Origin of the sequence: Rhizobium sp. CCGE 510, assembly GCF_000292525.1 — a bacterium.
Taxonomy (GTDB): domain Bacteria; phylum Pseudomonadota; class Alphaproteobacteria; order Rhizobiales; family Rhizobiaceae; genus Rhizobium.
The window spans coordinates 1-25257 of the sequence record NZ_AEYF01000022.1; the positions used below are offsets into that span (position 1 = coordinate 1).

General features: G+C 61.2%; 19 protein-coding genes. 13 read left to right on the forward strand and 6 right to left on the reverse strand.

What is annotated here, in order from left to right; genetic code table 11:
* Positions 1-57: 57 nt before the first annotated feature.
* Together pncA and RCCGE510_RS11775 are read right to left on the reverse strand one after the other, a co-directional pair.
* Positions 58-684: a bifunctional nicotinamidase/pyrazinamidase gene (gene pncA / locus RCCGE510_RS11770; protein WP_007630161.1), complete on the reverse strand. Its 627-nt coding sequence runs from the start codon at positions 682-684 to the stop codon at positions 58-60.
* 242 nt (positions 685-926) lie between these two features.
* Positions 927-1418 (reverse strand): EF-hand domain-containing protein, encoded by a 492-nt coding sequence (locus RCCGE510_RS11775; protein WP_007630162.1) that lies wholly within the window; start codon positions 1416-1418, stop codon positions 927-929.
* A 400-nt stretch (positions 1419-1818) separates the two neighbouring features.
* Between RCCGE510_RS11775 and RCCGE510_RS11780 the strand changes: the two genes are divergently transcribed.
* Entirely contained in the window at positions 1819-2166 is a 348-nt protein-coding gene (locus tag RCCGE510_RS11780) for a hypothetical protein (RefSeq protein ID WP_037078471.1), read from the forward strand.
* Between the two features lie 27 nt (positions 2167-2193).
* On the opposite strand, the gene RCCGE510_RS11785 is transcribed toward RCCGE510_RS11780, so the two are convergent.
* On the reverse strand, positions 2194-4674 hold the full coding sequence (locus RCCGE510_RS11785; protein ID WP_007630165.1) for a UvrD-helicase domain-containing protein: 2481 nt from the start codon (positions 4672-4674) through the stop codon (positions 2194-2196).
* Positions 4675-4937: 263 nt separating this feature from the next.
* Between RCCGE510_RS11785 and RCCGE510_RS11790 the strand changes: the two genes are divergently transcribed.
* The 9 genes from RCCGE510_RS11790 to RCCGE510_RS11830 all read left to right on the forward strand — a co-directional run bounded on the left by RCCGE510_RS11790 (position 4938) and on the right by RCCGE510_RS11830 (position 18614).
* A complete protein-coding gene (locus RCCGE510_RS11790) occupies positions 4938-5414 on the forward strand; it encodes a VOC family protein (RefSeq protein ID WP_007630167.1) in 477 nt (158 codons plus the stop codon).
* Positions 5415-5822: 408 nt separating this feature from the next.
* Entirely contained in the window at positions 5823-7766 is a 1944-nt protein-coding gene (locus RCCGE510_RS11795) for a PrkA family serine protein kinase (protein WP_007630171.1), read from the forward strand.
* A 12-nt stretch (positions 7767-7778) separates the two neighbouring features.
* Positions 7779-9053: a YeaH/YhbH family protein gene (locus RCCGE510_RS11800; protein WP_037078428.1), complete on the forward strand. Its 1275-nt coding sequence runs from the start codon at positions 7779-7781 to the stop codon at positions 9051-9053.
* Positions 9050-10600, forward strand: a complete 1551-nt coding sequence (locus RCCGE510_RS11805) for a SpoVR family protein (RefSeq protein ID WP_007630175.1) — start codon at positions 9050-9052, stop codon at positions 10598-10600. Before RCCGE510_RS11800 ends, RCCGE510_RS11805 begins: the two co-directional genes overlap by 4 nt.
* A gap of 163 nt (positions 10601-10763) precedes the next feature.
* Positions 10764-11672, forward strand: coding sequence for an adenylate/guanylate cyclase domain-containing protein (locus RCCGE510_RS11810; RefSeq protein WP_007630177.1), 909 nt, complete (start codon positions 10764-10766; stop codon positions 11670-11672).
* A gap of 394 nt (positions 11673-12066) precedes the next feature.
* Positions 12067-13275: an efflux RND transporter periplasmic adaptor subunit gene (locus RCCGE510_RS11815; protein WP_007630179.1), complete on the forward strand. Its 1209-nt coding sequence runs from the start codon at positions 12067-12069 to the stop codon at positions 13273-13275.
* Positions 13272-16427 carry an efflux RND transporter permease subunit gene (locus tag RCCGE510_RS11820; protein ID WP_007630180.1) on the forward strand — a complete coding sequence of 1052 codons (3156 nt, stop codon included), beginning with the start codon at positions 13272-13274 and terminating at the stop codon, positions 16425-16427. The genes RCCGE510_RS11815 and RCCGE510_RS11820 overlap by 4 nt, the downstream gene beginning before the upstream one ends.
* 271 nt (positions 16428-16698) lie before the next feature.
* Positions 16699-17697 (forward strand): flagellin, encoded by a 999-nt coding sequence (locus tag RCCGE510_RS11825; RefSeq protein WP_007630181.1) that lies wholly within the window; start codon positions 16699-16701, stop codon positions 17695-17697.
* 251 nt (positions 17698-17948) lie between these two features.
* Positions 17949-18614 (forward strand): OmpA family protein, encoded by a 666-nt coding sequence (locus tag RCCGE510_RS11830; protein WP_003564977.1) that lies wholly within the window; start codon positions 17949-17951, stop codon positions 18612-18614.
* Positions 18615-18664: 50 nt separating this feature from the next.
* Here the strand turns inward: RCCGE510_RS11830 and RCCGE510_RS11835 are convergent, their stop codons facing one another.
* Positions 18665-19072: a DUF2000 family protein gene (locus RCCGE510_RS11835; RefSeq protein WP_007630186.1), complete on the reverse strand. Its 408-nt coding sequence runs from the start codon at positions 19070-19072 to the stop codon at positions 18665-18667.
* A 44-nt stretch (positions 19073-19116) separates the two neighbouring features.
* On the opposite strand from RCCGE510_RS11835, the gene RCCGE510_RS11840 reads away from it, so the two are divergent.
* A complete protein-coding gene (locus RCCGE510_RS11840; RefSeq protein WP_007630189.1) occupies positions 19117-20028 on the forward strand; it encodes an AraC family transcriptional regulator in 912 nt (303 codons plus the stop codon).
* Here the strand turns inward: RCCGE510_RS11840 and RCCGE510_RS11845 are convergent.
* Both RCCGE510_RS11845 and RCCGE510_RS11850 read right to left on the reverse strand, forming a co-directional pair.
* Positions 19988-21082, reverse strand: a complete 1095-nt coding sequence (locus RCCGE510_RS11845; protein WP_007630191.1) for an AbrB family transcriptional regulator — start codon at positions 21080-21082, stop codon at positions 19988-19990. The two genes, RCCGE510_RS11840 and RCCGE510_RS11845, sit on opposite strands and share 41 nt — an antisense overlap.
* A gap of 255 nt (positions 21083-21337) precedes the next feature.
* Positions 21338-22240, reverse strand: a complete 903-nt coding sequence (locus RCCGE510_RS11850) for a LysR family transcriptional regulator (RefSeq protein WP_007630193.1) — start codon at positions 22238-22240, stop codon at positions 21338-21340.
* Positions 22241-22332: 92 nt separating this feature from the next.
* Between RCCGE510_RS11850 and RCCGE510_RS11855 the strand changes: the two genes are divergently transcribed.
* A complete protein-coding gene (locus RCCGE510_RS11855) occupies positions 22333-23367 on the forward strand; it encodes an aldo/keto reductase (protein ID WP_007630195.1) in 1035 nt (344 codons plus the stop codon).
* A 268-nt stretch (positions 23368-23635) separates the two neighbouring features.
* Positions 23636-25048, forward strand: coding sequence for an FAD-linked oxidase C-terminal domain-containing protein (locus RCCGE510_RS11860; RefSeq protein WP_007630196.1), 1413 nt, complete (start codon positions 23636-23638; stop codon positions 25046-25048).
* Positions 25049-25257: the final 209 nt, after the last annotated feature.

The following is a 25257-nucleotide window of genomic DNA, read 5'->3' on the forward strand; positions in this document are numbered from 1 at the left end:
AATGCCGGGACTAAACAGCTAGAGAACTATGGCTAGCAACAGCATGCGAAACCGGTGTTAGCCGACCAGCACTTCGGCGCTGTCGATGATGGCGATGCCATGCGTCCGCATCTCGCTGACGGCTGCGGCGACGCCTTCGGAAGTGATGCCGCGGCTTGCGTCTTCGATGAATCGGACGCGGACACCCGGCATCATCTCCAACGCGTCGAGCGCGGAGAATTTGACGCAGTAATCGGTTGCCAGCCCACAGACGTCCAGATCGGTGACACCCTGGTCCTCAAGGAAATCGGAAAGACCGGTCGAGGCATCGCGGTCATTGTCGCGGAAGGCCGAATAACTGTCGATGTCGGGATTCTCGCCCTTCTGCTGGATCAAGTCGATCTCCGCGGATTTGAGCGCGGGATGCAGTTCGGCATCGCGGGTGCCTTGAATGCAGTGGTCGGGCCACATCATCTGCGGCTTACCTGACAGTTCGCCGATCTCGAACGGCGCGGCGCCCGGATGGGCCGAGGCGAAGCTGCCGTGGCCTGGCGGATGCCAGTCCTGGGAGGCAACGATCAGGTCGTATTTGCCGCTGTCGATCAGGCTGTTTGCGACGGCAACCACCTTGTCGCCATCCGGCACCGGCAGATTGCCGCCCGGGCAGAAGCCGTTCTGAATGTCGACGAGCAGCAGCGCTTTCATCAAGGCCAATCCCTTCGCTTATTGCAGTGTACGACGCTAAGCACACCGAATGCATCAACTAGTGGATTTCCAGGCGCGGACGCGCAAGTGCTAATTCTGGCACTAGCGGTAGAAACCGACTGAAAAAGAATGCCCTAATACAATCAGTGCGGGCGACTGAGGTGGTTCTCGTGTCGAAATGGAGGAAGGTGCAAGACAGACGCTTGGTGGATCGAGGCTCCCCCGGCGGAGCCCCATGCCGACTACGCCGCGGTCACGTCTTCGGCGGGATCACTCGCTGCGGCGGAAGGGCCGTAGGTATTGCGGTGGGCCTGGAGAGCTGTCTGCATGTCGCTCAACACCTTGGTTAGGAGCGGATCGCTATCGCCTGACGCATTGATTTTGCTTGGATCGGCGGCGAGGAATTCAGACTCGGTCAACTTGCCGTCGCCATTGGTATCCATTGCGGCAAAGACGCCCTTGGAAGCGTCGTCGCTTTGATTGCTGCCGTCGCCCTGATCGTCGGTTTTCTGCAAGGACAGCATCAGCGACAGGATGTCGGCGGTGATCTTCTTGGCGATATCGGCGCTACTATCGTCGCTATCGCCGTCGGTCGCGGTCGTGCCTGATTTCGGGGACGGCGATGCGGCGGCGAGCTCGTCTGCCGAAATGACGCCGTCACCATTCTTGTCGAGACTGGAAAGCGGAGACTGGTACTGGCTCAATGTGCTGCCGAGAGATGAAACACTGGTCACTGGAACCTCCTTCGAAAAGTTGGTAGTGAAGCCCGCCTTTCATGGACGGGCGGCTTCCGGGCTAAGCTGATTTGCAGAAAGCGTCAAAGCGACGTTTTGACAGGGGAGAAGTGCGATTGACGCGGCAGGGCGACGCACGTTAACCTTTCGGTTGCCAAAGCTGTTTTCGTTGGAATTGTTGGCTTTTTTGGTGGTCGATGCGTTCAGTCGCACGGAACCGGGTGCCCTGGGGTTGCATCAGATCGCGTCGGGACGGCTTGCGGAAAGGGCATTGAGCGGTGCGTCGGCTCTCCGCCGCCGCGGCATTTCGTCCACCTTTCCGGAGGGCGATGCCGGCCCGATCTTGCTCTCGGCCGCGATTTCTGCCTTTCTTGCTCAAACGCAAGCCGGTACCGAAGCCATGTCCGACGCGGACCCAAACGAAAAGATCGATTCGACGTTCCGCAACGGCTCGCTGACGGCGGCAGGGATCATCCTCGGTTTTTCCCTTAATTTCATCAGTGTCTGGGTTTCCAATCCCAACGACTGGAGCCGCATCGATATCCTACCGATGCTGTTTCTGACCATCGGCATAGCCATTCAGGTGAAGGTCTTTGCCGATTTGCTGGCGCGCGATTCCCTCATCGCCGTCAAATATGATCGGTCGCGCCGGCTCTTTCTGATCGGATTGGGAGTCGTCGCCGCGGGGATCGGCATTGCCCTCGTCAATGATATCCTGGGTCTTGGAAGGATGCGGATGCTCGGGTGAGCGTTTTCCCGCCAGGCTCAGGCGACGTCAAACGCGCTCGACGAACCCGTCCAGTACCCGCTTCTGTCCAGCCCGGTCGAACTCGATCGTCAGCTTGTTGCCCTCGATGCCGGTGATGTTGCCATTGCCGAATTTCAGATGGAATACGCGGTCACCGAGCGTGAACCTCGACGGTTCCGACGAGGTGGATTTTGCCACCAGTTCGCCTTCGATCGTGCGCCCCTTCGGGCCGCTTTCGCCATAGCCGATGCGTTCGACGGCGTGGCCGGAGCGGGAGCCCCAATTGTCGCGCGTGGCGTCGGTCTTGTTGGCCTGGGCGCGTTTCCAGCCGGGGGTGGAATAGGAATTGGCGAAGGGTTCGGCCTTGTCGAAGCGGGACTGGCCGTAGCCGCCGCGGCCGTACCCACCATAGCTCTGCTCCATTTCGGCGACTTCGACATGGGTTTCCGGAAGTTCGTCGAGGAAACGCGACGGCAGGGTCGATTGCCAGAGGCCGTGGATGCGGCGGTTGGAGACAAACCAGATGTGGCAGCGGTGCTTGGCGCGGGTGATGCCGACATAGGCGAGGCGGCGTTCCTCCTCCAGGCCGGCGCGGCCGCTTTCATCGAGCGCGCGCTGATGCGGGAAGAGACCCTCCTCCCAGCCGGGGAGGAAGACGGTGTCGAATTCCAGCCCCTTGGCCGAGTGCAGCGTCATGATCGAGACGGCATCGAGGTTCTCGTTGGTCTCGGCATCCATGACCAGGGAAACGTGCTCGAGGAAGCCGCGCATCGACTCGAAGCTTTCCATCGAGCGGATCAGTTCCTTGAGGTTGTCGAGGCGGCCGGGGGCTTCGGCGCTCTTGTCGTTCTTCCACATGTCGGTATAGCCGGACTCTTCGAGGATCTGCTCGGCAAGTTCGGTATGCGGTGTATTTTCAAGCAGTTCCTGCCAGCGGCGGAAAGATTGAATCACATCGAAGAGGGCCTTTCGCGCCTTAGGCTTCAGCTCATCCGTTTCGATGATGTCGGCGGCTGCCGCAAGCATCGGGATATCGCGGGCGCGCGCGTAGTCATGCAGCGCGCGCACCGTCGTATCGCCGAGGCCGCGCTTCGGCGTGTTGACGATGCGTTCGAAGGCGAGGTCGTCGGCGGGTTGGGCGACCATGCGGAAATAGGCCATGGCATCGCGGATCTCCAGGCGCTCGTAGAAGCGTGGGCCGCCGATAACGCGGTAGTTGAGGCCGAGGGTGACGAAGCGGTCTTCGAATTCGCGCATCTGGAAAGAGGCGCGTACGAGGATCGCCATGTCGTTCAGCAAATGCTTGCCGCGCTGAAGCTGCTCGATTTCCTCGCCGATGGCGCGGGCCTCTTCCTCCGAATCCCAGGATGCGTGGACCTGCACCTTGACGTCGTTTGGATCGGAGCGGTCGGTAAATAGCGTCTTGCCAAGCCGTCCTTCATTATGGGCGATCAGATGGGCGGCAGCGCCGAGAATATGTTCGGTCGAGCGGTAATTGCGCTCGAGCTTGATGACCTTGGCGCCGGGGAAATCCTTTTCGAAGCGCAGGATATTGTCGACCTCGGCGCCGCGCCAGCCATAGATCGACTGATCGTCGTCGCCGACGCAGCAGACATTCTGCGGCTCGCCCTTGGAGCGCTGGGCGAGAAGCCTCAACCACATATACTGGGCGGTGTTGGTGTCCTGGTATTCGTCGACGAGAATATAGCGGAAGCGGCCGTGATATTCTTTCAGCAGATCCGGGTTCTTGCGGAAGATCGCGATCGGATGCATCAGCAGATCGCCGAAATCGCAGGCGTTCAGCGTCGTCAGGCGCGCCTGATAGGCAAAATAGAGATCGCGGCCGCGGCCATTAGCGAAGGCGCGAGCATCGCCCTCAGGGATATCGGCAGGGCCGAGACCCTTGTTCTTCCAGGTGTCGATCATGCCGGCGAATTGCTTGGCCGGCCAGCGCTTGTCGTCGAGGCCTTCGGCCTGGATCAGCTGTTTGATCAGGCGGACGACGTCGTCGGTATCGAGAATGGTGAAATCGGAGCGCAGGCCGACGAGTTCGCCGTGGCGGCGCAGAAGCTTGACGCCGATCGAGTGGAAGGTGCCGAGCCAGGGCATGCCTTCGACGGCGCCGCCGACGAGCAGCGCGATGCGCTCCTTCATCTCGCGGGCGGCCTTGTTGGTGAAGGTGACAGCGAGGATCTGCGACGGGAAGGCGCGGCCGGTATTGAGGATATGGGCAATGCGGGTGGTCAACACACGCGTCTTGCCGGTGCCGGCGCCGGCAAGCACGAGGACCGGGCCTTCCAAGGTTTCGACGGCTTCGGTCTGCTCGGGGTTCAGCCCGGCGAGATAATCCGGCCGGGCGCCGCCATCGCGGGCCGCCATGGCGCGAGCGGCAATGCCGCCACCCGCGGCGGGCGCTCTTCCGGCGGGCGCGGCAGGCGGCTGCGGCTTGCGCGCCATCTCGTCCGGCTCTTCGTCGAAGAAGGGAATATCGTCGAAACTGTTGCTCATGGCGCGTAATGTAGTGATTCGGGAAGGAAAGACCAGAAAAGATGTTCTGCTTTCATTCCCGAGCCACCACTAATCCAAGCGGGTTACCGGGGGCGGCAACGCGGCCGCCCGGCACGGCTGCGCTCGCCGTGTCGGCTGGGATGGGGCTAAAATTTCTAATCGCAGTCTGTCGGATTCGGCGCCGACAGGACGTCCTTGGATCGGGTTTGGATCATCGGACAGCAGTCCGGATACATGCTCATCAACAACAAGGAGGCTGTTGCATGGCGAAGGTCGTTTCAAATCTTTGGTTCGCCGAGGAAGCCCGTGAAGCTGTCGAATTCTACGTGTCTGTTATTCCCGACTCCAGGATCGGCCGCACGACCATATTGCCGGCGGAGACGCCGAGCGGGCCTCCCGGCAGCGTCGAACTGATCGAGTTCACACTCGGTGATCAGGCGTTTCTAGCAATGAAGGCCGGCCCGCTCGATAGCTTCAACCATTCCTTCTCGATCGCGATTCTCCTGGAAGGCCAGGCCGAGATCGATCGGATATGGGAAGCATTCCTGGCCAATGGCGGCACGCCGGAGGCATGCGGCTGGCTGAAGGATCGCTGGGGCCTGTCCTGGCAGATCGTGCCTCGCATGCTTGCCGAGATGATCGCCGACCACAACCGCGAGCGGGCCAGGCGCGTGACCGAGGTGATGCTCGGCATGGTCAAGATTGATGTCGCTACGGTGGAGAAGGCCTTCAACGGCTGAGTTGCCGCGGCGGGGGGACGGTCGCAACGATTGGTTCACGGCCCGGGTGCGCCCGTTTCCATCATGTCAGGAGCGGGTCGGCACGTGCTGGCCAGCATCGACTCTACGCAGATTTGGCTGCCAATCGTCGATTTTTCTAGAGTTCGAATCACGGGCGACATTGCACACCTTTTTCATCTTTCTGTCACGTCGCGAAATGTGCTGATACCACAAGGGTGCTTTTTTCAACTATAGTGAGAAACAGTTTCGTAGAGTAAAAATAACCGGTGCATGCACGTTTTTGTGCGTTGCAAGAAACAGCCGGTGAGCGTCGAATATACCTACGAAATTATTGATTCTTAGGAACGTCGTAGCCATCTCGATGGTTATACGACTTTGAGCCTGCGGCATAACCTTAATGGAGGGCCCATGCTGAACGAATCCGTATTCGATGCGTTTACGCGCAGTTACGAAGCGCGCCGCGAAACCGATATGTCGGTGGCCGAGTATCTCGATCTCTGCAAAAAGGACCCGATCGCCTATGCCAATGCGACGGAGCGCCTGCTCTCCGCGATAGGCGAGCCGCAAATGGTCGACACCGCCAAGGATACGCGGCTTGGCCGGATCTTCATGAACAGGACCATCCGGATCTATCCGGCCTTCACCGGTTTCCACGGCATGGAAGAGACGATCGAACGCATCGTTTCCTTCTTCCGGCACGCGGCGCAGGGGCTCGAGGAGCGCAAGCAGATCCTTTATCTGCTCGGCCCGGTCGGCGGCGGCAAGTCCTCCTTAGCGGAGCGGCTGAAGCAATTGATGGAGGTTCACCCGATCTATGTGCTGAAGGCGGGCGACGAGATCAGCCCCGTTTTCGAAAGTCCGCTCAACCTCTTCGATCCGGAGACGATGGGGTCGCTGCTCCAGGAGCAATACGGCATTCCGTTGCGTCGCCTGAACGGGTTGATGAGCCCGTGGTGCCTGAAGCGGCTCGACGACTTCGGCGGCGATATTTCCCGCTTTCGTGTCGTCAGGGTTCAGCCGTCGCGGTTGCGCCAGATCGCCATTGCCAAGACCGAGCCCGGGGACGAGAACAATCAGGATATCTCATCGCTGGTCGGCAAGGTCGACATCCGCAAGCTGGAGACCTACTCGCAGAACGATCCCGATGCCTACAGCTATTCCGGCGGGCTCAACCGAGCCAACCAGGGCATCCTCGAATTCGTCGAGATGTTCAAGGCGCCGATCAAGATGCTGCATCCGCTGCTGACTGCCACGCAGGAGGGGAACTATATCGGCTCCGAGAATATCGGCGCCATACCCTTCTCGGGCATCGTCCTTGCGCATTCGAACGAAGCGGAATGGCAGACCTTCAAAGCCAACAAGAACAACGAGGCCTTCATCGACCGCATTTGTGTGATCAAGGTGCCTTATTGCCTGAGGGTGATGGAAGAGCAGAAGATCTATGAGAAGCTGATTGAGGGATCGGAACTCGCGGATACGCCATGCGCCCCGGCAACGCTCGAAATGCTGGCCCGTTTTTCCGTGCTGTCACGCCTGCGCAAGCACGAAAACTCGACGTTCTTTTCGAAGATGCGCACCTATGACGGCGAGAGCCTGAAAGAAACCGATCCGCGCGCGCGCAGCGTTCAGGAATATCGGGATGCGGCCGGCATCGACGAGGGCATGGACGGCATATCCACCCGCTTCGCCTTCAAGGTGCTCGCCTCCACCTTCAATCACGACACCACGGATATCGGCGCCGATCCTGTTCATTTGATGTATGTGCTGGAGCAGGCGATCCGCCGCGAGCAGTTTTCCGACGATGTCGAGAAGCGCTATATGGAATTCATCAAGGCCGATCTTGCGCCACGTTATGCAGAGTTTATTGGCAATGAGATTCAGAAGGCCTATCTTGAATCCTATGCGGACTACGGGCAGAACTTGTTCGACCGATACGTCGACTATGCCGACGCCTGGATCGAAGACGTGGACTTCAAGGATCCCGATACAGGCCAGCTTCTTGACCGTGAGCTTCTCAATCAGGAACTGACGAAAATCGAAAAGCCGGCGGGAATTGCCAATCCGAAGGATTTTCGCAACGAAATCGTCAAATTCTCATTGCGGTCGCGGGCATCCAACGGCGGAAAAAATCCGTCATGGACGAGCTATGAAAAGATCCGGGAAGTGATCGAGAAACGTATGTTCTCGCAAGTCGAGGATCTTTTGCCGGTCATTTCCTTCGGATCGAAGAAGGATTCGGAAACCGAAAAGAAGCACAGCGAATTCGTCTCGCGCATGGCCGCGCGGGGTTACACCGACAGGCAGGTTCGACGCCTTGTGGAATGGTACATGCGCGTCAAACAGGCAAGCTAATGCGGAGCCATTATGCACATTGTCGACCGGCGATTAAATCCGCGCGGTAAAAGTCTGGAAAATCGGCAGCGGTTCCTTCGACGCATGAAGGGCGCCGTGCAGCAGGCGGTAAAACGTTCTCTGCAAAACCGCAACATTCGTGATGTGCTCGACGGCGGGGAAATCAGCCTGCCGATCGACGGAATGGCCGAACCGAACTTGCGAAGGGGTGATGGCGGCATCCGCGATCATATCCTGCCCGGAAACAGGGCTTTCGTCGAAGGCGACATTCTTCCGCGCCCGCCGGGGAGCAGAGGGGGAAAACCCAAGGATGCGGGCGAAGGCGATGGCGAGGACGGCTTCCGTTTCGTGCTCACCCGCGAGGAATTCCTTGATGTGTTTCTCGATGACCTGGAACTGCCCGACCTTGCCAAACGGCGTCTAGCCGAAACCGAAGAGGAAACTCCGGCGCGGGCCGGCTATTCCGTCTCCGGATCGCCGTCCAACATCGCCGTCGGTCGCACGACGAGGCTTGCGATGATGCGCCGTGTGGCGCTTCACCGTCCGCGTCGCGAAGAACTCGAAGCCCTGCAGCGGCAGATCGAGGAATGCGAGGACGACGAGAGCCGCTTGGCGCTTGAGGCGAAACTTAAATCTTTGACGGAGAAAAGCCGGCGCATCCCCTATATCGATCCGCTCGACGTGCGATATCGCCGTTTCGAAAACGAGCCGAAGCCTGTGGCCAAAGCCGTGATGTTCTGCCTTATGGACGTCTCCGGTTCCATGTCGGAGCACATGAAGGACCTTGCGAAGCGGTTCTACCTGCTGCTCTATCTTTTCCTGTCCAGGCGCTACAAGAAAGTGGAGATCGTCTTCATCCGCCATACCGACAAGGCCGAGGAAGTCGACGAGGAAACCTTCTTCTATGGTCCGGCGACCGGCGGCACGCTGGTCTCCAGCGCGCTTGCGGCCATGCGTCGGATTATTGCGGCGCGTTTCGATCCGGCAGAGTGGAACATCTATGGCGCCCAGGCCTCGGACGGCGACAACGCCCATTCGGACGGAAACCTGAGCGGTCAGCTGCTGCGCGAGATTTTGCCACTGTGCCAGTACTTCGCCTATATCGAGGTCGGCGAAGAAGGCGGCGACTCTTCCGTATCCCGATCGCCGCTTTGGATGCTCTATGACGGGATCCGTTCAGAGCTGCTGCCGCTCTCGATGCGCAAGGTCTGCCGGCGCGGCGAAATATTCCCTGTTTTCCACGATCTCTTCCAAAAGCGTGATGCGCAGTCGAGGGTGACGCCATGACCATGACGATGAGGCCAAGAGAGCGGCTGTTGTTCGAGGGGGCGGACTGGGACTTTTCAACGCTCCAGCGTATCCACGACGCCTGCGAGGAGATCGCGCTTAACGAACTCGGCCTGGACGTCTATCCCAACCAGATCGAAGTCATCACCTCCGAACAGATGCTCGATGCCTATTCCTCGACCGGCATGCCGCTCTTTTATCGCCATTGGTCCTTCGGCAAGCACTTCGCGCATCACGAAGCCTTCTACCGTCGTGGCATGCGCGACCTTGCCTACGAGATCGTCATCAACAGCTCTCCCTGCATTTCCTACCTGATGGAGGAGAACACGGCGACGATGCAGACGCTCGTCACCGCGCATGCCGCCTTTGGCCACAACCACTTCTTCAAGAACAATTATCTCTTCAAGCTCTGGACCGATGCGGAGGGCATCCTCGATTATCTCGACTTCGCCAAGGGTTATATCACCCGCTGCGAAGAACGTTATGGCGAGACGGCGGTCGAGCGGACGCTGGATGCGGCGCATGCGCTGATGTCGCACGGGGTGCACCGATATGCGGGCAAGACCACCATCGACCTTCGCCAGGAGGAGAAGCGGCAGCAGGAGCGTCGCGCCCACGAGGAGCAGATGTTCAACGATCTGTGGCGAACGGTGCCCGTCGGCAAGGCCAAAAAGGCGAGCGACGGCGGTTTGGAAAAGCGCCGCGCCGCGCTCGGCCTTCCACAGGACAACATTCTCTATTTCCTCGAGAAAACCGCGCCGCGGCTGCAGCCATGGCAGCGCGAGATCCTTCGCATCGTCCGGCATGTCGCACAATATTTCCATCCGCAGCGGCAGACCAAGGTGATGAACGAGGGAACCGCCACCTTCGTCCATTACCAGATCATGAACCGGCTCCACGAGCGGGGGCAGATCAGCGACGGCAACTTCCTCGAATTCTTGAAGTCGCACTCCAATGTCGTGTTCCAGCCGAGCTACGACGACCGGCGGTTCTCGGGCTTCAACCCCTATGCGCTTGGTTTCGCGATGATGCAGGATATCGAGAGGATCGTTACGACGCCGACGGAAGAAGACCGGGCATGGTTCCCCGATATATCAGGGCGAGGCGATGCGATGGCGGTCCTGCGCGACATCTGGGCCAATTACCGGGACGAGAGTTTCATCAGCCAATTCCTGAGCCCGAATCTGATCCGCCAGTTACGGCTGTTCCATCTTTACGATGATCCGGAGCAGACCGAAGGGGTGCTGGTTTCGGCGATCCACAATGAGCGCGGATACCTGCGCATCCGCCGCCAGCTCTCCCGCGAATACGATATCGGCTGGACCGATCCGGCAATCGATATCGTCGATGTCGACCTCGCCGGTGACCGCCGCCTATTGCTGCAACATATCATGATGAATGGCAGCTATCTTCAGGAAGCCGACACCAGGCTCGTCCTGCAACACCTCGCTGATCTCTGGGGCTACGACGTGTTGCTTCAGGAAATCGATGGCGCGAATACCGTGGCCAGAGAACATTCAGCAAGCCCACGCAAGATCATCCAATAATCGGCCGTTATGCTGACGGGCAATGATGAGTAATTATCGGTGGCGACAAAGCCAAAGCCTTAGTAGGTTACCGCCGTTGCAATCGCCCACTTGATCTCCAGTCGACCAGTTTCAGCCTTTGCAGCGATCTTTCCGGGGGTGGATAGGGCGGAGACGAGAGACCATGAGTGAAACGCGGCGCAAGCTGACGACGATCTTCTGTGCTGACGTGCAGGACTATACCCGGCTGATGGGGGCTGACGAGGAGGGGACGCTTGCGGCGCTGAAGCGTTGCCGGGAAGCGATGGGGCGCCTGATCGAAAGCCATGGCGGCCGTGTCATCAATACCTGGGGCGACGGGCTGATCGCCGATTTCCCGAGCGTGGTCGAAGCGGTGCGCGCGGCTGTCGATACCCAGAACGAACTTGCCGGCTTCAACGCCCGCCGCCCGACGGACGGGCGCATGCTGTTCCGCATCGGCATCAATCTCGGCGACGTGATCGTCGAAAACGACGATATCTATGGCGACGGTGTCAACATTGCCGCGCGACTTCAGGCCTCGGCTGCGGCCGGCGGCATCGTCATATCCAGTACCGTCTACGACCAAGTTCGCAACAAGGTCGCGGTCGGTTTCGAGTTTCTCGGGCCGCTGATGGTGAAGAACGTCGATGAAGGCGTGCCGAGCTACGCGGTGAAGATCGGCGACGCCAAGGACGAGACGCCGCCTCCTCAACGATCCGGCCCGGCGCGACTGCTGCCGGCGGCTGAGATCGCCGAGGCAAGACCGGTACCTGGCAGACGCAGGCTGTTCGGTGTGCTCGGTGTCATCGCCGCTGTTCTGATCGGCATCAATCTTTTGTCGTGGCAGGGCGTTTTCTGGGCGTGCTTTCCGGTGCTCGGCCTCGCCGTCGTCGCGGCGCTCGCCTGGAACCGCGACCAGACGCGGTTCAACCGCAGGATCGCCTCGCTGGCGATCGTGGCGCTTGGCATTGCCGGCATCAACCTCCTCAACTGGACGGGACAGTTCTGGGCGGTGTGGCCGATACTGGGGATTGCGGCTGTGATGGGCCTGCGGTGGTCGATGCGCCGCTAAAGCATGTCGCGCAAAAGTGTGCAGCGGTTTTCCCAGGCAAAGTGCGAAGCGCTTTTGCCGCAACGACATGCGTAAAAACAAAGAGCTAAAGCGCGAGGGGCGAATCTGAGAGATCGCGACGCGCTTTAGAAATCCAACCACATCGGCAGCGATTCTGTACGGCATCTCGCCCGACAATCGGCGGTGTCAAACACATGGCAAGGGCTTGTTCAAGCAAAAGTGAGCGGCCGGGTTATTTCCATTCTTTGCTGATATTACAAATCGGTAATGCCGGCTGCTTATGCTTGCCGGTAGACTGTAAACGCGCGATATTGTCGCATCAGACGGAATCTTGATCCCGCAGCGCCTCTTTCGACCGACCCTGGTCCAACCTCGAGTCCCTCCGGAGACGTGAATGGCCTTTTGGAAGCAGTTTATACTTTCTCTGATCGTCATTGTTGCCGGCTTCGCCGCATGGGTTTTCTTTGTGCCCGGTGCCGGCGATACGATGCGCGATGCAGGCATACCAAACAGCATCGTTTCCAAGATCGCGCCAAAGACTGAGGGGACGGCGGATGCCGACGCTCCCGCCGCCCGGGCGCAAGGGCAGCAACGTGGCGAGGGACAGGGGCAGAACCGCCGCAATGGCGGCGGGCGCAACAGCGCTATCCTCGTTGCGACGCAGGCCGTCGTCCAGGGCGTCGTCAACGACCGGCTGAACGCCATCGGCACCGGTGACGCCATCCGCTCGGTCGCGGTCACGCCGCAGGCATCGGGCACGATCCGCGAAATCCTCATCAAGTCGGGCGACAGGGTGAAGGCCGGCCAGGTGCTCGCCACGCTCGACAGCGAGGAGCAGGTGATCGCCCGCGGCCAGGCTGATGTGGCAGTCAAAGCTGCCGTCGAGAAATCCAATCTCTATCACAACATCAAGTCCAGCGTGTCGCGCATGGACGTGTTCGATTCCGAGATCGCCGAGCAGGGGGCGCGGCTGCAGCTGCAGGCCGCCGAACTCAATCTCGCAAGGCGTAACATTATCGCGCCGATCGACGGCATCGTCGGCATCGTACCGGTCAACATCGGCGACAACGTCACGACAAGCATCCCGATCGTCACGCTCGACGACCGTTCGGAAATCCTCGTCGACTTTTGGGTGCCGGAGCGCTTCGCCAACACGGTGTCGGTCGGCCAACCGGTCGAGGCGATGTCGGTGGCAAAGCCCGGACAGGTATTTTCGGGCATGGTCGAAGCCGTCGACAACCGGATCGACGCGGCAAGCCGCACGCTTCGCCTGCGCGCCAAGATCGGCAACAGTTCGGATGAGCTGCGCGCCGGCATGTCCTTCAGCGTCAGCATGAAATTTGCCGGCGACAAATATCCGGCAGTCGATCCCGTGTCGGTGCAGTGGGATTCGCAGGGCTCCTTCGTCTGGCAGGTCAACGACGACAAGTCGCACAAGGTGCGGGTCAGTGTCGTGCAGCGCAATCCGGATTTCGTGCTCGTCAAAGCCGATCTCAAAGATGGCGACAAGATCGTGACGCAGGGCCTGCAGCGCGTGCGTGAAGGCGGGGCGGTGCGTGTGAGCGCCGATACCGCAGCGAATGCGGAGGTCGCCACCCAGTGAGCGTGACCGAGATCCATCAGGACAGGCCGTCGGGCAAGCAGAGCTTTACCGCGCTTTTCGTTCGCCGGCCAATCCTGGCGCTGGTGTTCAACACGCTGATGGTCGTCGCCGGCCTTGCGGCTTACGTCGGTGTCGAGGTGCGTGAACTGCCGGATGTCGACCGTCCCGTCGTCACCGTGCGCACGACCTTCGACGGCGCATCGCCGCAGACGATCGACCAGGAGCTAACCAAGGTGATCGAGGGCGCGGTGGCGCGCGTCAGCGGTCTGAAATCCATCTCATCGACCTCTTCCTTCGGCCAGAGCCGGGTGACGCTGGAATTCTCCGATGCGATCGATCTCGCCGTCGCTGCCAACGACGTGCGCGACGCGATCGGCCGCATCACCCAGAACCTGCCTGATGAGGCGGATGCGCCGCAGATCGTCAAGGCGGATTCGGATTCCTCGGCGATCATGCGCCTTGCCGTTACCTCCACCAAGCTCAACATGGACGACCTGACACAACTCGTCGAAAACGAGGTGGTCGATCGCCTCGCCTCAGTCGACGGCGTCGCCGACGTCGAGGAATACGGCGACCAGGAGAAGGTCTTCCGCGTCGATGTCGACCAGGGCGCGCTGGCGAGCCGGGGGCTCACCATTGGCGACCTGACGAAGGCGCTCGACAATGCCGCACTCGACGTGCCGGCGGGATCGCTGAAGAGCAATACGCAGGATATCGTGGTTCGCGCCACCGCCAACCTGCAGACGCCGGCAGATTTTTCCAAGCTCATGCTGCAGGACCGTGTCAGGCTTGGCGACGTCGCGACGGTGACGCTCGGGCCGCGAGACGGCGAAACAGCGCTGCGCTCCAACGGCAAGCCGGGCATCGGCCTCGGCATCATCCGTCAGGCACAGTCGAACACGCTGAACATCTCGACCGGCGTCAAGGCTGCCGTCGAGCAACTGTCGAAGACGCTGCCGGAGGGCACGACGATCGCGATCACCAGCGACGACGCCGTCTTCATCCAGGGTGCGATCCATGAGGTAGTGCTGGCGCTGGTGCTCGCCGCCGTCATCGTCACCGCTGTCATCTATCTCTTCCTGCGCGACTGGCGCGCGACGCTGATCCCGGCGGTCAGCATGCCGGTGGCGCTGATCGGCACGCTGGCGGCGATCTACATGGTCGGCTTCTCGATCAACATTCTGACGTTGCTCGCGATCGTGCTGGCGACCGGCCTCGTCGTCGACGACGCGATCGTGGTGCTTGAAAACATCGTGCGGCGGCGCGCTGAAGGCATGGGGCCGCGCGCGGCCGCCGTGCTTGGAACACGCGAGGTGTTCTTCGCTGTTATCGCCACGACCGCGACGCTGGCGGCCGTGTTCATACCGCTATCCTTCTTGCCGGGACAGGTCGGCGGCCTGTTCCGTGAATTCGGCTTCGTGCTCGCCTTCTCCGTCGGGCTGTCGTCGATTGTGGCGCTGACGCTCTGCCCGATGCTTGCCTCGCGCATGCTGACCAAGCCGATGATCGAGGATCACGGCGCGCTCGGCCGTTTCGGCGGGGCGCTCGCCCGCCTCTATAAATGGGCGCTGCACGGCTGCCTCAACGCCCCCTTCGTCGTCATCCTGTTTTCGGTAATCCTCGCCGGCGCGGCACTCGTCGCCTTTTCCACAGTCAAGAGCGAGCTGACACCCGAAGAGGACCGGTCGATGGTGATGATGCGGCTGACGACGCCGCAAGGATCGAGCCTCGAGTATACGCGCGACAAGATGCAGCTCGTCGAGGAATATCTGCAGCCGCTGGTCGATAACGGCGACATCCGCAACGTCTTCTCGATCTCCGGCCAGGGTGGTTCGCTGAACAGCGGCTTTATGGTTTTGACGCTCGCTCCCTGGGGAGATCGCCATCGGACGCAGGCGGAAATTGTCGCCGACATCAACCAGGCGGCATCAAGGGTGCCGGCGCTGCGCGGCAACGCCATCTCCTCCAACAGCCTGCGCATCCGCGGCGCTGGCAGCGGCTTGCAGATGGCGTTGATCGGCAATGATCACGAGGCGCTGACGGCGGCCGCCGCCAAGCTGGTCCAGGCACTCGACGCCACCGGCCAGTACGACACGCCGCGCCTGACCAACGAGCCCAGCCAGGCCCAGGTGTCGGTGGCGATCGACCGCGAACGCGCTTCCGATCTCGGCATCGACATAACCGGGCTTTCGACGGCGATCCAGTCGCTGCTCGAAGGGCGCTCGGTGGTCGATGTCTTTGTCGACGGCGAATCCTATCCCGTGCTTCTGACTTCGACGACGCGGCCGATCGACGATCCGACCGACCTCGAGAACGTGTTCCTGAAAACCGGCGACGGCAAGATCGTGCCGATGTCGGTGATCGCCACGATGAAGGAAGGTTCGGTCGCGCCGCAGCTCAACCGCGAGCAGCAGTTGGCCTCGGTCGCAATCACCGCCGGCCTTAGAGACGGCATGTCGCTCGGCGATGCGGTCAAGCAGGTGACTCAGCTTGCGCAGCCGTTGCTGCCGGCTGGCGCACGTCTGCTGCCGCTCGCCGAAGCCGCGACGCTGGAGGAAAATTCAAGCGGCATGGCGCTGACCTTCGGCTTTGCCATCGTCATCATCTTCCTGGTGCTGGCGGCGCAGTTCGAGAGCGTGCTCTCCTCGCTGATCATCATGTCGACGGTACCACTCGGCCTTGCCTGCGCCGTCTTCGCGCTTGTTATCACCGGCTCCAGCCTCAACATCTACAGCCAGATCGGCCTGGTGCTGCTCGTCGGCGTCATGGCGAAGAACGGCATTCTGATCGTCGAATTCGCCAATCAGCTGCGCGACCGGGGCGAGGACGTGCGCTCGTCGATTGAGAAGGCCTGCGCGTTGCGCCTCCGTCCTGTCATGATGACGATGATCGCCACCATCCTCGGCGGCGTGCCGCTGGTCTTTGCCCATGGCGCGGGTGCCGAAGCGCGCGTCGCGCTTGGCTGGGTGATCGTTGGTGGTCTCGGCTTCGCGACGCTAGTGACGCTATTCATCACGCCGGTCGCCTATCTGCTGCTTGCCCGCTTCGCCAAGCCGCACGCTCATGAAGAAGCGCGCCTGCACGAGGAGATGGCGGTCGCCACTCGGCCGCGCGCAGCACCCGACGAGGAGCAGCTTCAGGCCGCCGAATAGAGTTCACATCAGACTCAAGCGCCGCCGGATCCCATCTGGCGGCATTTTCATGGGTTATGAACCTTACGAAACAAGATAAATTTCTTCCGAAGTTTAGCCGTTTGTTAAGCATAAACGGCAATGATCGTCACCAGTAACCCGCTGGTCTTCGTCATTTCTTGAAGGCTGCAATTCGCTGGCGTTTCAGCGACCCGGGACATGAATGTCCGCGCGGCAACGGTTCATTTCTTGTTTAGTTTGCGTCCTGTTTGCGTTTTGGAGTTTAGTTCCCGTGAGTATTTATCAGCGCGTCTCCGTGGACGCGGCGCTTCATGTGCTGCGCGATATCAACCGGAATATGACGGTCACGCAGAACCATATCACGACCGGTATGCGTGTCGCAAAAGCCGCCGACAATGCCGTCTACTGGTCGGTCGCCACCACCGCGCGGACTGACAACAAGGCGGTTTCGGCCATTCAGGATGCGCTCGGCATGGCGGCTGCGACCATGGGCACTGCCTATACCGGCGTTCAGAACGTCATCGACGTCGTCTCGGAGATCAAGGCCAAGCTGGTTGCTGCAACCGAAGACGGTATCGACAAGAACAAGGTCGATGAAGAGATCAAGCAGTTGCAGGAGCAACTGCGCAGTGTTTCTGAATCAGCGACCTTCAATAGCGATAATTGGGTGATCCTCAACAACGACGCGACGCCGACGCAGCCGCGCCAGATCCCGGCCTCCTTCATCCGCAATGCCGACGGGACGGTCTCCGTCGGCATGCTGAGCTATCATATCGACACGACGCCGGTCGGAGCCACGACCTCCAAGGATGCGCGCTATCTGATCGACGACCGTGCCACCGGTACTGGTGAATATGGCGTCCTGACCTCGTCCAATTTCGCCACCGAACTCGGCGCCGCACAGAACTACGTGTTGATGACGAGCAAGAACGGCACCACGGCCGGCCAAGTGGTGATCTCGGTGGCAACCGGTATGACGAAAGGCCAGATCGGGCAGATGATCAGCGTCGTCGATGCCGCGCTGACGCAGCTGACGACAGTCGGTTCGGCCTTCGGCGCGCTGGAAAAACGCATCAACCTGCAAAACGACTTTGCCACCAAACTGCACGATAACAACACCGCCGGCATCGGCCGGCTCGTCGATGCCGACATGGAGGAGGAATCGAGCAAGCTCAAGGCGCTGCAGACGCAGCAGCAGCTCGGCTTGCAATCGCTGAATATCGCCAATGCCACTTATGATACGGTCAGGCAGCTGTTCCAGAATTTCTAAGTGATCACCCAGCGACCTCTCTCTGACCTCATCCTTAGGCGCCCCTAAGGGCCCTCGAAGGACCGGGCTGGCCAACGGCGCTCAGTGGTGTCGGCGTGGCCGATCCATTAAAACTGGTGATATCAGCGCGTTCCCGCAACATGGCTGCTGTTTCGGCGACTGAAATTCCCCTATCAAGAGGGCATCTTCATTTTCTTGCCGCAATCCTTGCCATTTGCTCGCATCAGCTTTGAACGGAGACCGTCCTGTCCATGATCAAGAAATTCCTACTTTTGGCTGTTGCAGCAAGCTATCTCAGCGCTTGCACGACAACCGATCCCTATACCGGTGAACAGAAGGTTTCCAATACGGCGGGCGGCGCAGCGCTTGGCGCCCTCGGCGGCGCTCTCGTCGGCGTGGCTGTCGGCGGCGGCGGCCACGGCAAGCGCAACGCAGCGCTGATCGGCGCGGGCGTCGGCGCACTCGCCGGCGGCGCGATCGGCAACTACATGGACCAGCAGGAATCCGAGCTTCGCGCCCAGCTCGAAGGCACCGGCATTTCGGTGACCCGCAACGGCGACAACATCATCCTCAACATGCCGTCGAACATCACCTTCGACGTCGACCAGGACGCGGTGAAGCCGGGCTTCTATCCAACGCTGAATTCGGTGGCGATCGTGCTGCGCAAATTCAATCGCACGCTGATCGACGTCAACGGCCATACGGATTCGACCGGCAGCCTGCAGCACAATCAGGATCTGTCGCAGCGCCGCGCGCTTTCTGTTGCCGATTATCTCGGCGGCCAGGGAATCGACCAGCGCCGCGTCTCCGCCGTCGGCTTCGGCCCGTCGCAGCCGGTCGCCTCCAACGCCAGCGAGGCCGGCCGCGCTCAAAACCGCCGCGTCGAAATCCAGATCGCGCCGATCACCCAGGGCTGAGCCGGATTTTTCAGTCTTTGAAGCGGCCGGGCTATGCCCGGCCGTTTTTGTTACTGCTGCATCGTCGCGCCTTTGGTGATCTTGTCGACGATCTTCTTGTCAGCGCGCAGCGCGATGCCGACCACCTTGGCATCGTCTGGCGCAAACTCGGCGAAGATGGCGCGGTTGGCCGCGTCGTGGCCGGTCGCAAACATTTCCTCTATGAACAGCGAGGCGGTAATATCGCGCTCCAGCGCACGGCGGTGGACCGCTGACATCGTCGCCTCGTCAGCGGAGAGAACAATGATCGGCTGGATCGATAGGGGATTGTAGAGATTGCCGGCACGGTCCTTGTAGGGCTCGCCGATAATCTCCGGATGCCCGCCGGCGATGCCGGTCATCAGGAAGGCGGTGACATTCAGCTTCTGCCAGCCGGCAAGATTGTTTCGCAGAACGACGGCGATTTTGGTATCAAACATGGGACTGTCTTTCATTTGGTATCGGTTATGGAGCATCGGGCGCGTTGAGCCAGGATCTACATCCGCAGGCCTTCGAAGGTCTTGAACGTTTGTGCGCAGGACCATCCGGCAACGCCATCCTGGCGGCGCCGGCTTTTCCCGGCATCGAGCGCATCGGGGCGCAATTCTCAGGCAATGCCTTCGAGCCGCACCGTCACGACACCTATGCGCTCGGCGTGACGCTGAAGGGGGTGCAGACCTTTCGCTATCGCGGCGAGCAACGGTTCAGCCTGCCGGGGCAGGTGATCGTGCTGCATCCGGACGAGGAGCATGACGGCGGGGCAGGGACCGAGGACGGGCTGCAATACCGTATGCTTTACCTGGAGCCGTCGTTGCTTCTCGAATGCCTGGAGGCGGATGGAGTCGGCCTGCCTTTCGTCGACGAACCCGTCATCGGCGATCCGGCGCTTGGGGGTGTGCTGCTCGCCGCGCTCAGCGAACTCGACCGCGAACTGGACGAGCTTTTCGTCGACGATTTCCTGTCGCAGGTGGCGGGTGGGCTGTCCCGGCATGCGTCGTTGCCGCGCCGGCCGCTCGGGGGCGTTGCCTGGCGGCAGGCGCGGGCGGCGCTGGATTATCTCGAGGCGCATACGACGCGGCCGGTACGCTCCGGCGAGCTCGAGGCGGTGACCGGGCTCGACCGTTTCGCGCTGTCGCGGCATTTCCGGGCGGCCTTCGCCACCAGCCCGCATCGCTACCTGCTGATGCGGCGGCTGCAGCAGGCGCGGGCGATGATCGGCGCAGGCGAGGGGATTTCGGATACAGCAGCGGCAACGGGCTTCGCTGACCAGAGCCATCTCAATCGGCATTTCAAGAAAGCCTATGGCATGACGCCCGGCCAATGGGCAACGCTCGCCCACAACTCTGCGCGGCGCTTTATACGGGGTTTTCCGCTAGGCCGGAACGGCGGGCGATGAAGCGGGCGAGCATCGGGCCGATCATCAGGATTACCAGGAAGCGGCCGGTCTGCATCGCCATGACGAAGGGCACGTCGACATCGCTGGAGGCCGCGATGATGGCGACGGAATCGGCGCCGCCTGGGCTGGTGGCGAGGTAGGCCGTCAGCGGATCGATGCCGGCGAAGATATGAAGGGCAGCCGCCATGCAGCCGCAGAGCGTCATCAGCAGTATGATGCAGGCCGATACCCGCGGCAGAGCGCGCGCCACGTGCTCAAGGATCGAGCGGGTGAAACGCAGGCCGATGCTCCAGCCGACGAGCGCATAGGCGATGGCAAGCAGCCACATCGGCAGCTCGATCTTCAAGAGGCCCAAGCCCTGCAGGAAGGCGCCGAGAAAGAGCGGGACGATGATCGTGCCGCCCTGGATGCGCAGACGTTTTACGCCATAGCTACAGATGGCTGCGAAAGCGAACGTCGCCGCAAAGGCCGGCCAATCGACTTCGGGGAAGAGGACGAGCGGCGGCGGTTCGGCGCCGTCTGTCGCCACCCACAGGCGCGAGATCACAGAGGCGCCGACGGCAACGAAGACGACGCGCAGATATTGCATGAAGGCGACGAGGCGGGCATCGGCGCCATAGGCTTCCGACATGATGACCATGGCGGACGCGCCGCCCGGCGAGGAGCCCCAGACGGCAGTCGTTCCTGGCAGCACCTGCCAGCGTGTCAGAAGCCAACCGAGGCCGGTGGCGATGGCGATGACCGAGAAGATGAACAGCAGAAAGAGCGGTGCGTCCTTTGTCATGGTGCCGAGAATGTCGGGCGTAATGGTGCGCGCCATCATGAGGCCGACGAAGACCTGGCCGAGCTGCAGCGGCCAGAAGGGCACATGAAGCTTTCCATTCCCGACGGTAAGCGCCAGCAGAATTGCAGCGACCATCGGCCCGATCAGCAGCGAGGCAGGCAGGGCGAAGAGTTCGAGGAAGACGGTGAGAGCGAGCGAAAGCGCCAGCAGCAGCGCCCATTTCGGCAGGCCGGTATCGCGCAGCAGGCGGCTTGCGTCGCTGGGTGACATAATCCCCGTACCTTTCCTGGCCGGTGCCAAGCCATGAGGCTGAAGGTGGGAGGATGCCCCGGCACGACAAAGAGTGGCCGGTGGCAAGGGCCGGCTAACGCGGGTCTGGTATAGGCGGGTGCGAGGCGGACGGTCAATTGCGAAATCTGGCGTCTCGGCGTCGTGGACTGCGAAATTGATTCATCCGGCCGCTTCAAGCCATTGTTTTCATGCGTGTCATCGTCGCCAACTGCTGAACGGTTTGGCCGAGATACATCACAGCCGCACGTGGCTGGCGAGGAAATCGAGCAGCGCGCGCACGCGTGCCGGCAGCGGGCCGCCTTGGCCGATATAGAGGGCGTGGAATTCCTCGCGATCGCCGGGATTGAGCTCTTCGAGCACCGGCATCAGGCGGCCGTCATCGATATCTGTGTGCACGGTGAAGGCTGAAAGGCGGGCAAGGCCGGCGCCGGATAGCGCCAGGTGCCGCATGGCTTCGCCGTCTCCCACCTGCACGCCTGGGGTGATCGGCATCGTCACCGTCTCGCCGTCTTCGCGTAGCGGCCAGCCCTCGACGGCGCGGGCGTAGGAAAATCCGATGCGACAATGGCGATGGAGATCGGCGACCGTGCGTGGCTCGCCGTGACGCCGGAGATAATCCGGCGAGGCGACGATGATCTTGCCGGTGGTGCCAAGCTTGCGGGCGATCAGGCTGGAATTCTTCAAGGGGCCGGCGCGGATCGCGACGTCGGCGCGTTCCTCCATCAGGTCGATAATCCTGTCGGTATGGGAAATATCCAGTGTCACGGCGGGATGAAGCGCCATGAAAGCGGGGACGAGCGGCGCCAGCACATGGTTGCCGAACGAGCCGCTGGTATTGATGCGGATGCGCCCGGCCGCTTCTTCGCCGGTTGAAGCATGGCGCTCCGCCTCGCCGATATCGGCAAGGATGGCGATGCTGCGCTCATAGAAGGCGCAGCCCTCCGGCGTCAGCTGCAGCTTTCGGGTCGAACGGTTGACAAGTCGGGCGCCGAGGCGTGCCTCCAGCCGGGCGACGAGTTTGCTGACGGCCGACGGGGTCATGCGCCGGGCCGCGGCGGCCGCGGAAAAGCCACCGCGCTCGACGACGCTGACGAAGACTTCCATTTCGCCGGAGCGGTTGATGTCCTGACGGCTCATGATGAATTCAAGTCACAGATGATTTGCTCGCAGGCAATCTATATCACCAATTGGACAAGGTCTATCTCAGAGGAAACGAAGGAGACAGATCCATGGACTACAGAAATCTCGGCGCATCCGGTCTCAGAGTGCCGGTGTTGAGCTTTGGTGCGGGCACATTCGGCGGCAGCGGCCCGCTGTTTGGCGCCTGGGGCAATACCGATGCCCAGGAGGCGCGAAGGCTCGTCGACATATGCATCGAAGCCGGAGTCAATCTCTTCGACACGGCCGATGTCTATTCGGCCGGGGCGTCCGAAGAGGTGCTCGGCCAAGCGATCCGCGGCCGGCGCGATGCGGTGCTGATCTCGACGAAGACGGCGCTGCCGACGGGCGAGGGGCCGCAGGACTGGGGAACGTCGCGGGCGCGGCTGATCCGTGCGACGGAAGATGCGCTGCGCCGGCTCGGGACCGACTATATCGACCTGCTGCAGCTTCATGCCTTCGATGCCTCGACGCCGGTCGAGGAGGTGTTGTCGACGCTTAACGGGCTCGTGGCATCAGGCAAGATCCGCTATGTCGGGGTTTCGAACTTTTCAGGCTGGGAGCTGATGAAATCGCTTGCCGCCGCCGAGCGCCACGGCCATCCGCGTTATGTCGCCCATCAGGTCTATTATTCGCTGGCGGGACGCGATTACGAATGGGAGCTGATGCCACTCGGCGCCGACCAGGGCGTCGGCGCCCTTGTCTGGAGCCCGCTTGCCTGGGGACGGCTGACCGGCAGGATCCGCCGCGGCCAGCCACTGCCGGCGTCAAGCCGGCTGCACGAGACGGCGCAATATGGCCCGCCTGTCGACGACGAGAAGCTGTTCGACATCATCGATGTGCTGGATGCCATCGCAGCCGAGACCGGCCGGACGGTGCCGCAGATCGCCATCAACTGGCTGCTCAGCCGGCCGACGGTATCGAGCGTCATCATTGGCGCCCGCAACGAGGAGCAGCTCAGGCAAAACCTCGGCTCGGTCGGCTGGAGGCTGTCGAAAGATGAGATCGAAAGGCTCGACGCCGTCAGCGCCGTAACAGTGCCCTATCCCTATTTCCCCTATCGGCGGCAGGAGGGTTTTGCGCGGCTCAACCCACCAATCGTCTGAGGTGCCGGGGGCGGCGGTGTTTGTCTATGGCAACCGGCCTATAACAAAGGGGGAATGAAATCTTCTGCCAATCTTAACTGGACAGCCGCTTTGACTTGCCGCATACCCAGCCTGCTGCATAATTCTTCAAATCGGAATCGATTTAGGGATGAAATTATGCAGCAATTTTAAAGTTCTACAGCGTCCTTTGCGCATCTGAAAAGACGCGCGGCGCTGTAGCCTGCGGGACACGATACGGTTTCGGCGGAATGGCAGGGAGATTAAAGGGATGGCGCTGAAGGACGCGAAGGCCGGCACACGCAACGAGGCGGGGATAGCTACCGTGCTCGGCATTCTCAAACAGAGCTTCGGCGAGCGCTTCCAGACCGGCCAGTCCTTCCGCGAACAGCATGCCCACACGACCACCTACATCCCGCCGCAATTGCCGGACGGCGTGCTCTTCGCCGAGAGCGCCGAGGACGTGAAGGCGGCGGTCAGAGCGTGTGCGACCCACAAGGTGCCGGTGATCGGCTTCGGTGTCGGCACCTCGCTGGAGGGTCAGGTCAATGCCGCCAATGGCGGTATTTCCATCGATTTCAGCCGCATGAACCGCGTGCTCGAGGTCAATCCGGAGGATCTCGACTGCACCGTCGAGCCGGGTGTGACGCGTGAGGCGCTGAATATCCATCTGCGCGATACCGGCCTGTTCTTCCCGATCGATCCCGGCGCCAATGCTTCGATCGGCGGCATGGCCTCGACGCGGGCGTCGGGCACCAATGCCGTGCGTTACGGAACGATGAAGGACAATGTGCTTGCCCTCACCGCCGTCACCGCCAATGGTGAGGAGATCCGCACGGCCCGGCGCGCCCGCAAATCTTCCGCCGGCTACGACCTGACGCGGCTCTTCGTCGGCGCCGAGGGTACGCTCGGCATCCTGACCTCGGTGACGCTGCGCCTGCAGGCAATCCCGCAGAAGATCGCCGGTGGCGCCTGCGCCTTTCCGAGCGTCAAGGCTGCTTGCGATGCCGTCATCATGACGATCCAGATGGGCATTCCGGTGGCGCGCATCGAGCTGCTCGATACGGTGCAGATGCGGGCCTGCAATGCGTATTCCAAGCTTTCCTATGCCGAAAGCCCAACGCTCTTCCTCGAATTCCACGGCACCGACGAGACGGTGCCGCTGCAATCGGCAGCCTTCGCCGAGATCGCAGCAGAGTGCGGCGGGGCTGAATTCCTGTGGACCGCCAATGCCGAGGAGCGGACGAAACTCTGGAAGGCCCGCCACGACGCCTATTGGGCTGCAAGGGCGCTGGCGCCTGGGCTTGCCGCACTTTCGACCGATGTTTGTGTTCCGATATCGAGGCTGGCCGATTGCGTTTCCGAAACGCAGGCGGATATCGAGGAGCACGGGCTGCTCGGACCGATCGTCGGCCATGCCGGCGACGGGAACTTCCATGTGCTGTTGTTGTTCGACGACAGACGCGCCGAAGACATCGCCATGGCGGAGAGCTTCGTGCAACGGCTCAACCAACGGGCGCTCGACATGGACGGGACATGCACCGGCGAACACGGGATCGGCCAAGGCAAGATGGCGTTTCTGAAACAGGAACTCGGAGGCGCTGTGGATCTGATGCGACAGGTGAAACAGGCGCTCGATCCGGATGATATCTTCAATCCCGGCAAGATTTTCCACCATGGCTGACCGGAATATTCTCATGAACTTGGGCCTTCGCCCCGACACCAACGGCGCCAGGGCATTTCCGTTTTTGTCTGCACTCCGGAAATGCTCTATCTTTTTGTTTTTCCGCAATTCGCCGGGAAAGTCGCTTGGCACTTTTCCCCGCAAAACCGCTGGGCACTTTTGCCGGAAGTGTTCTAGTGTCGACACCAGAATCCCGAATGGAGAATGCT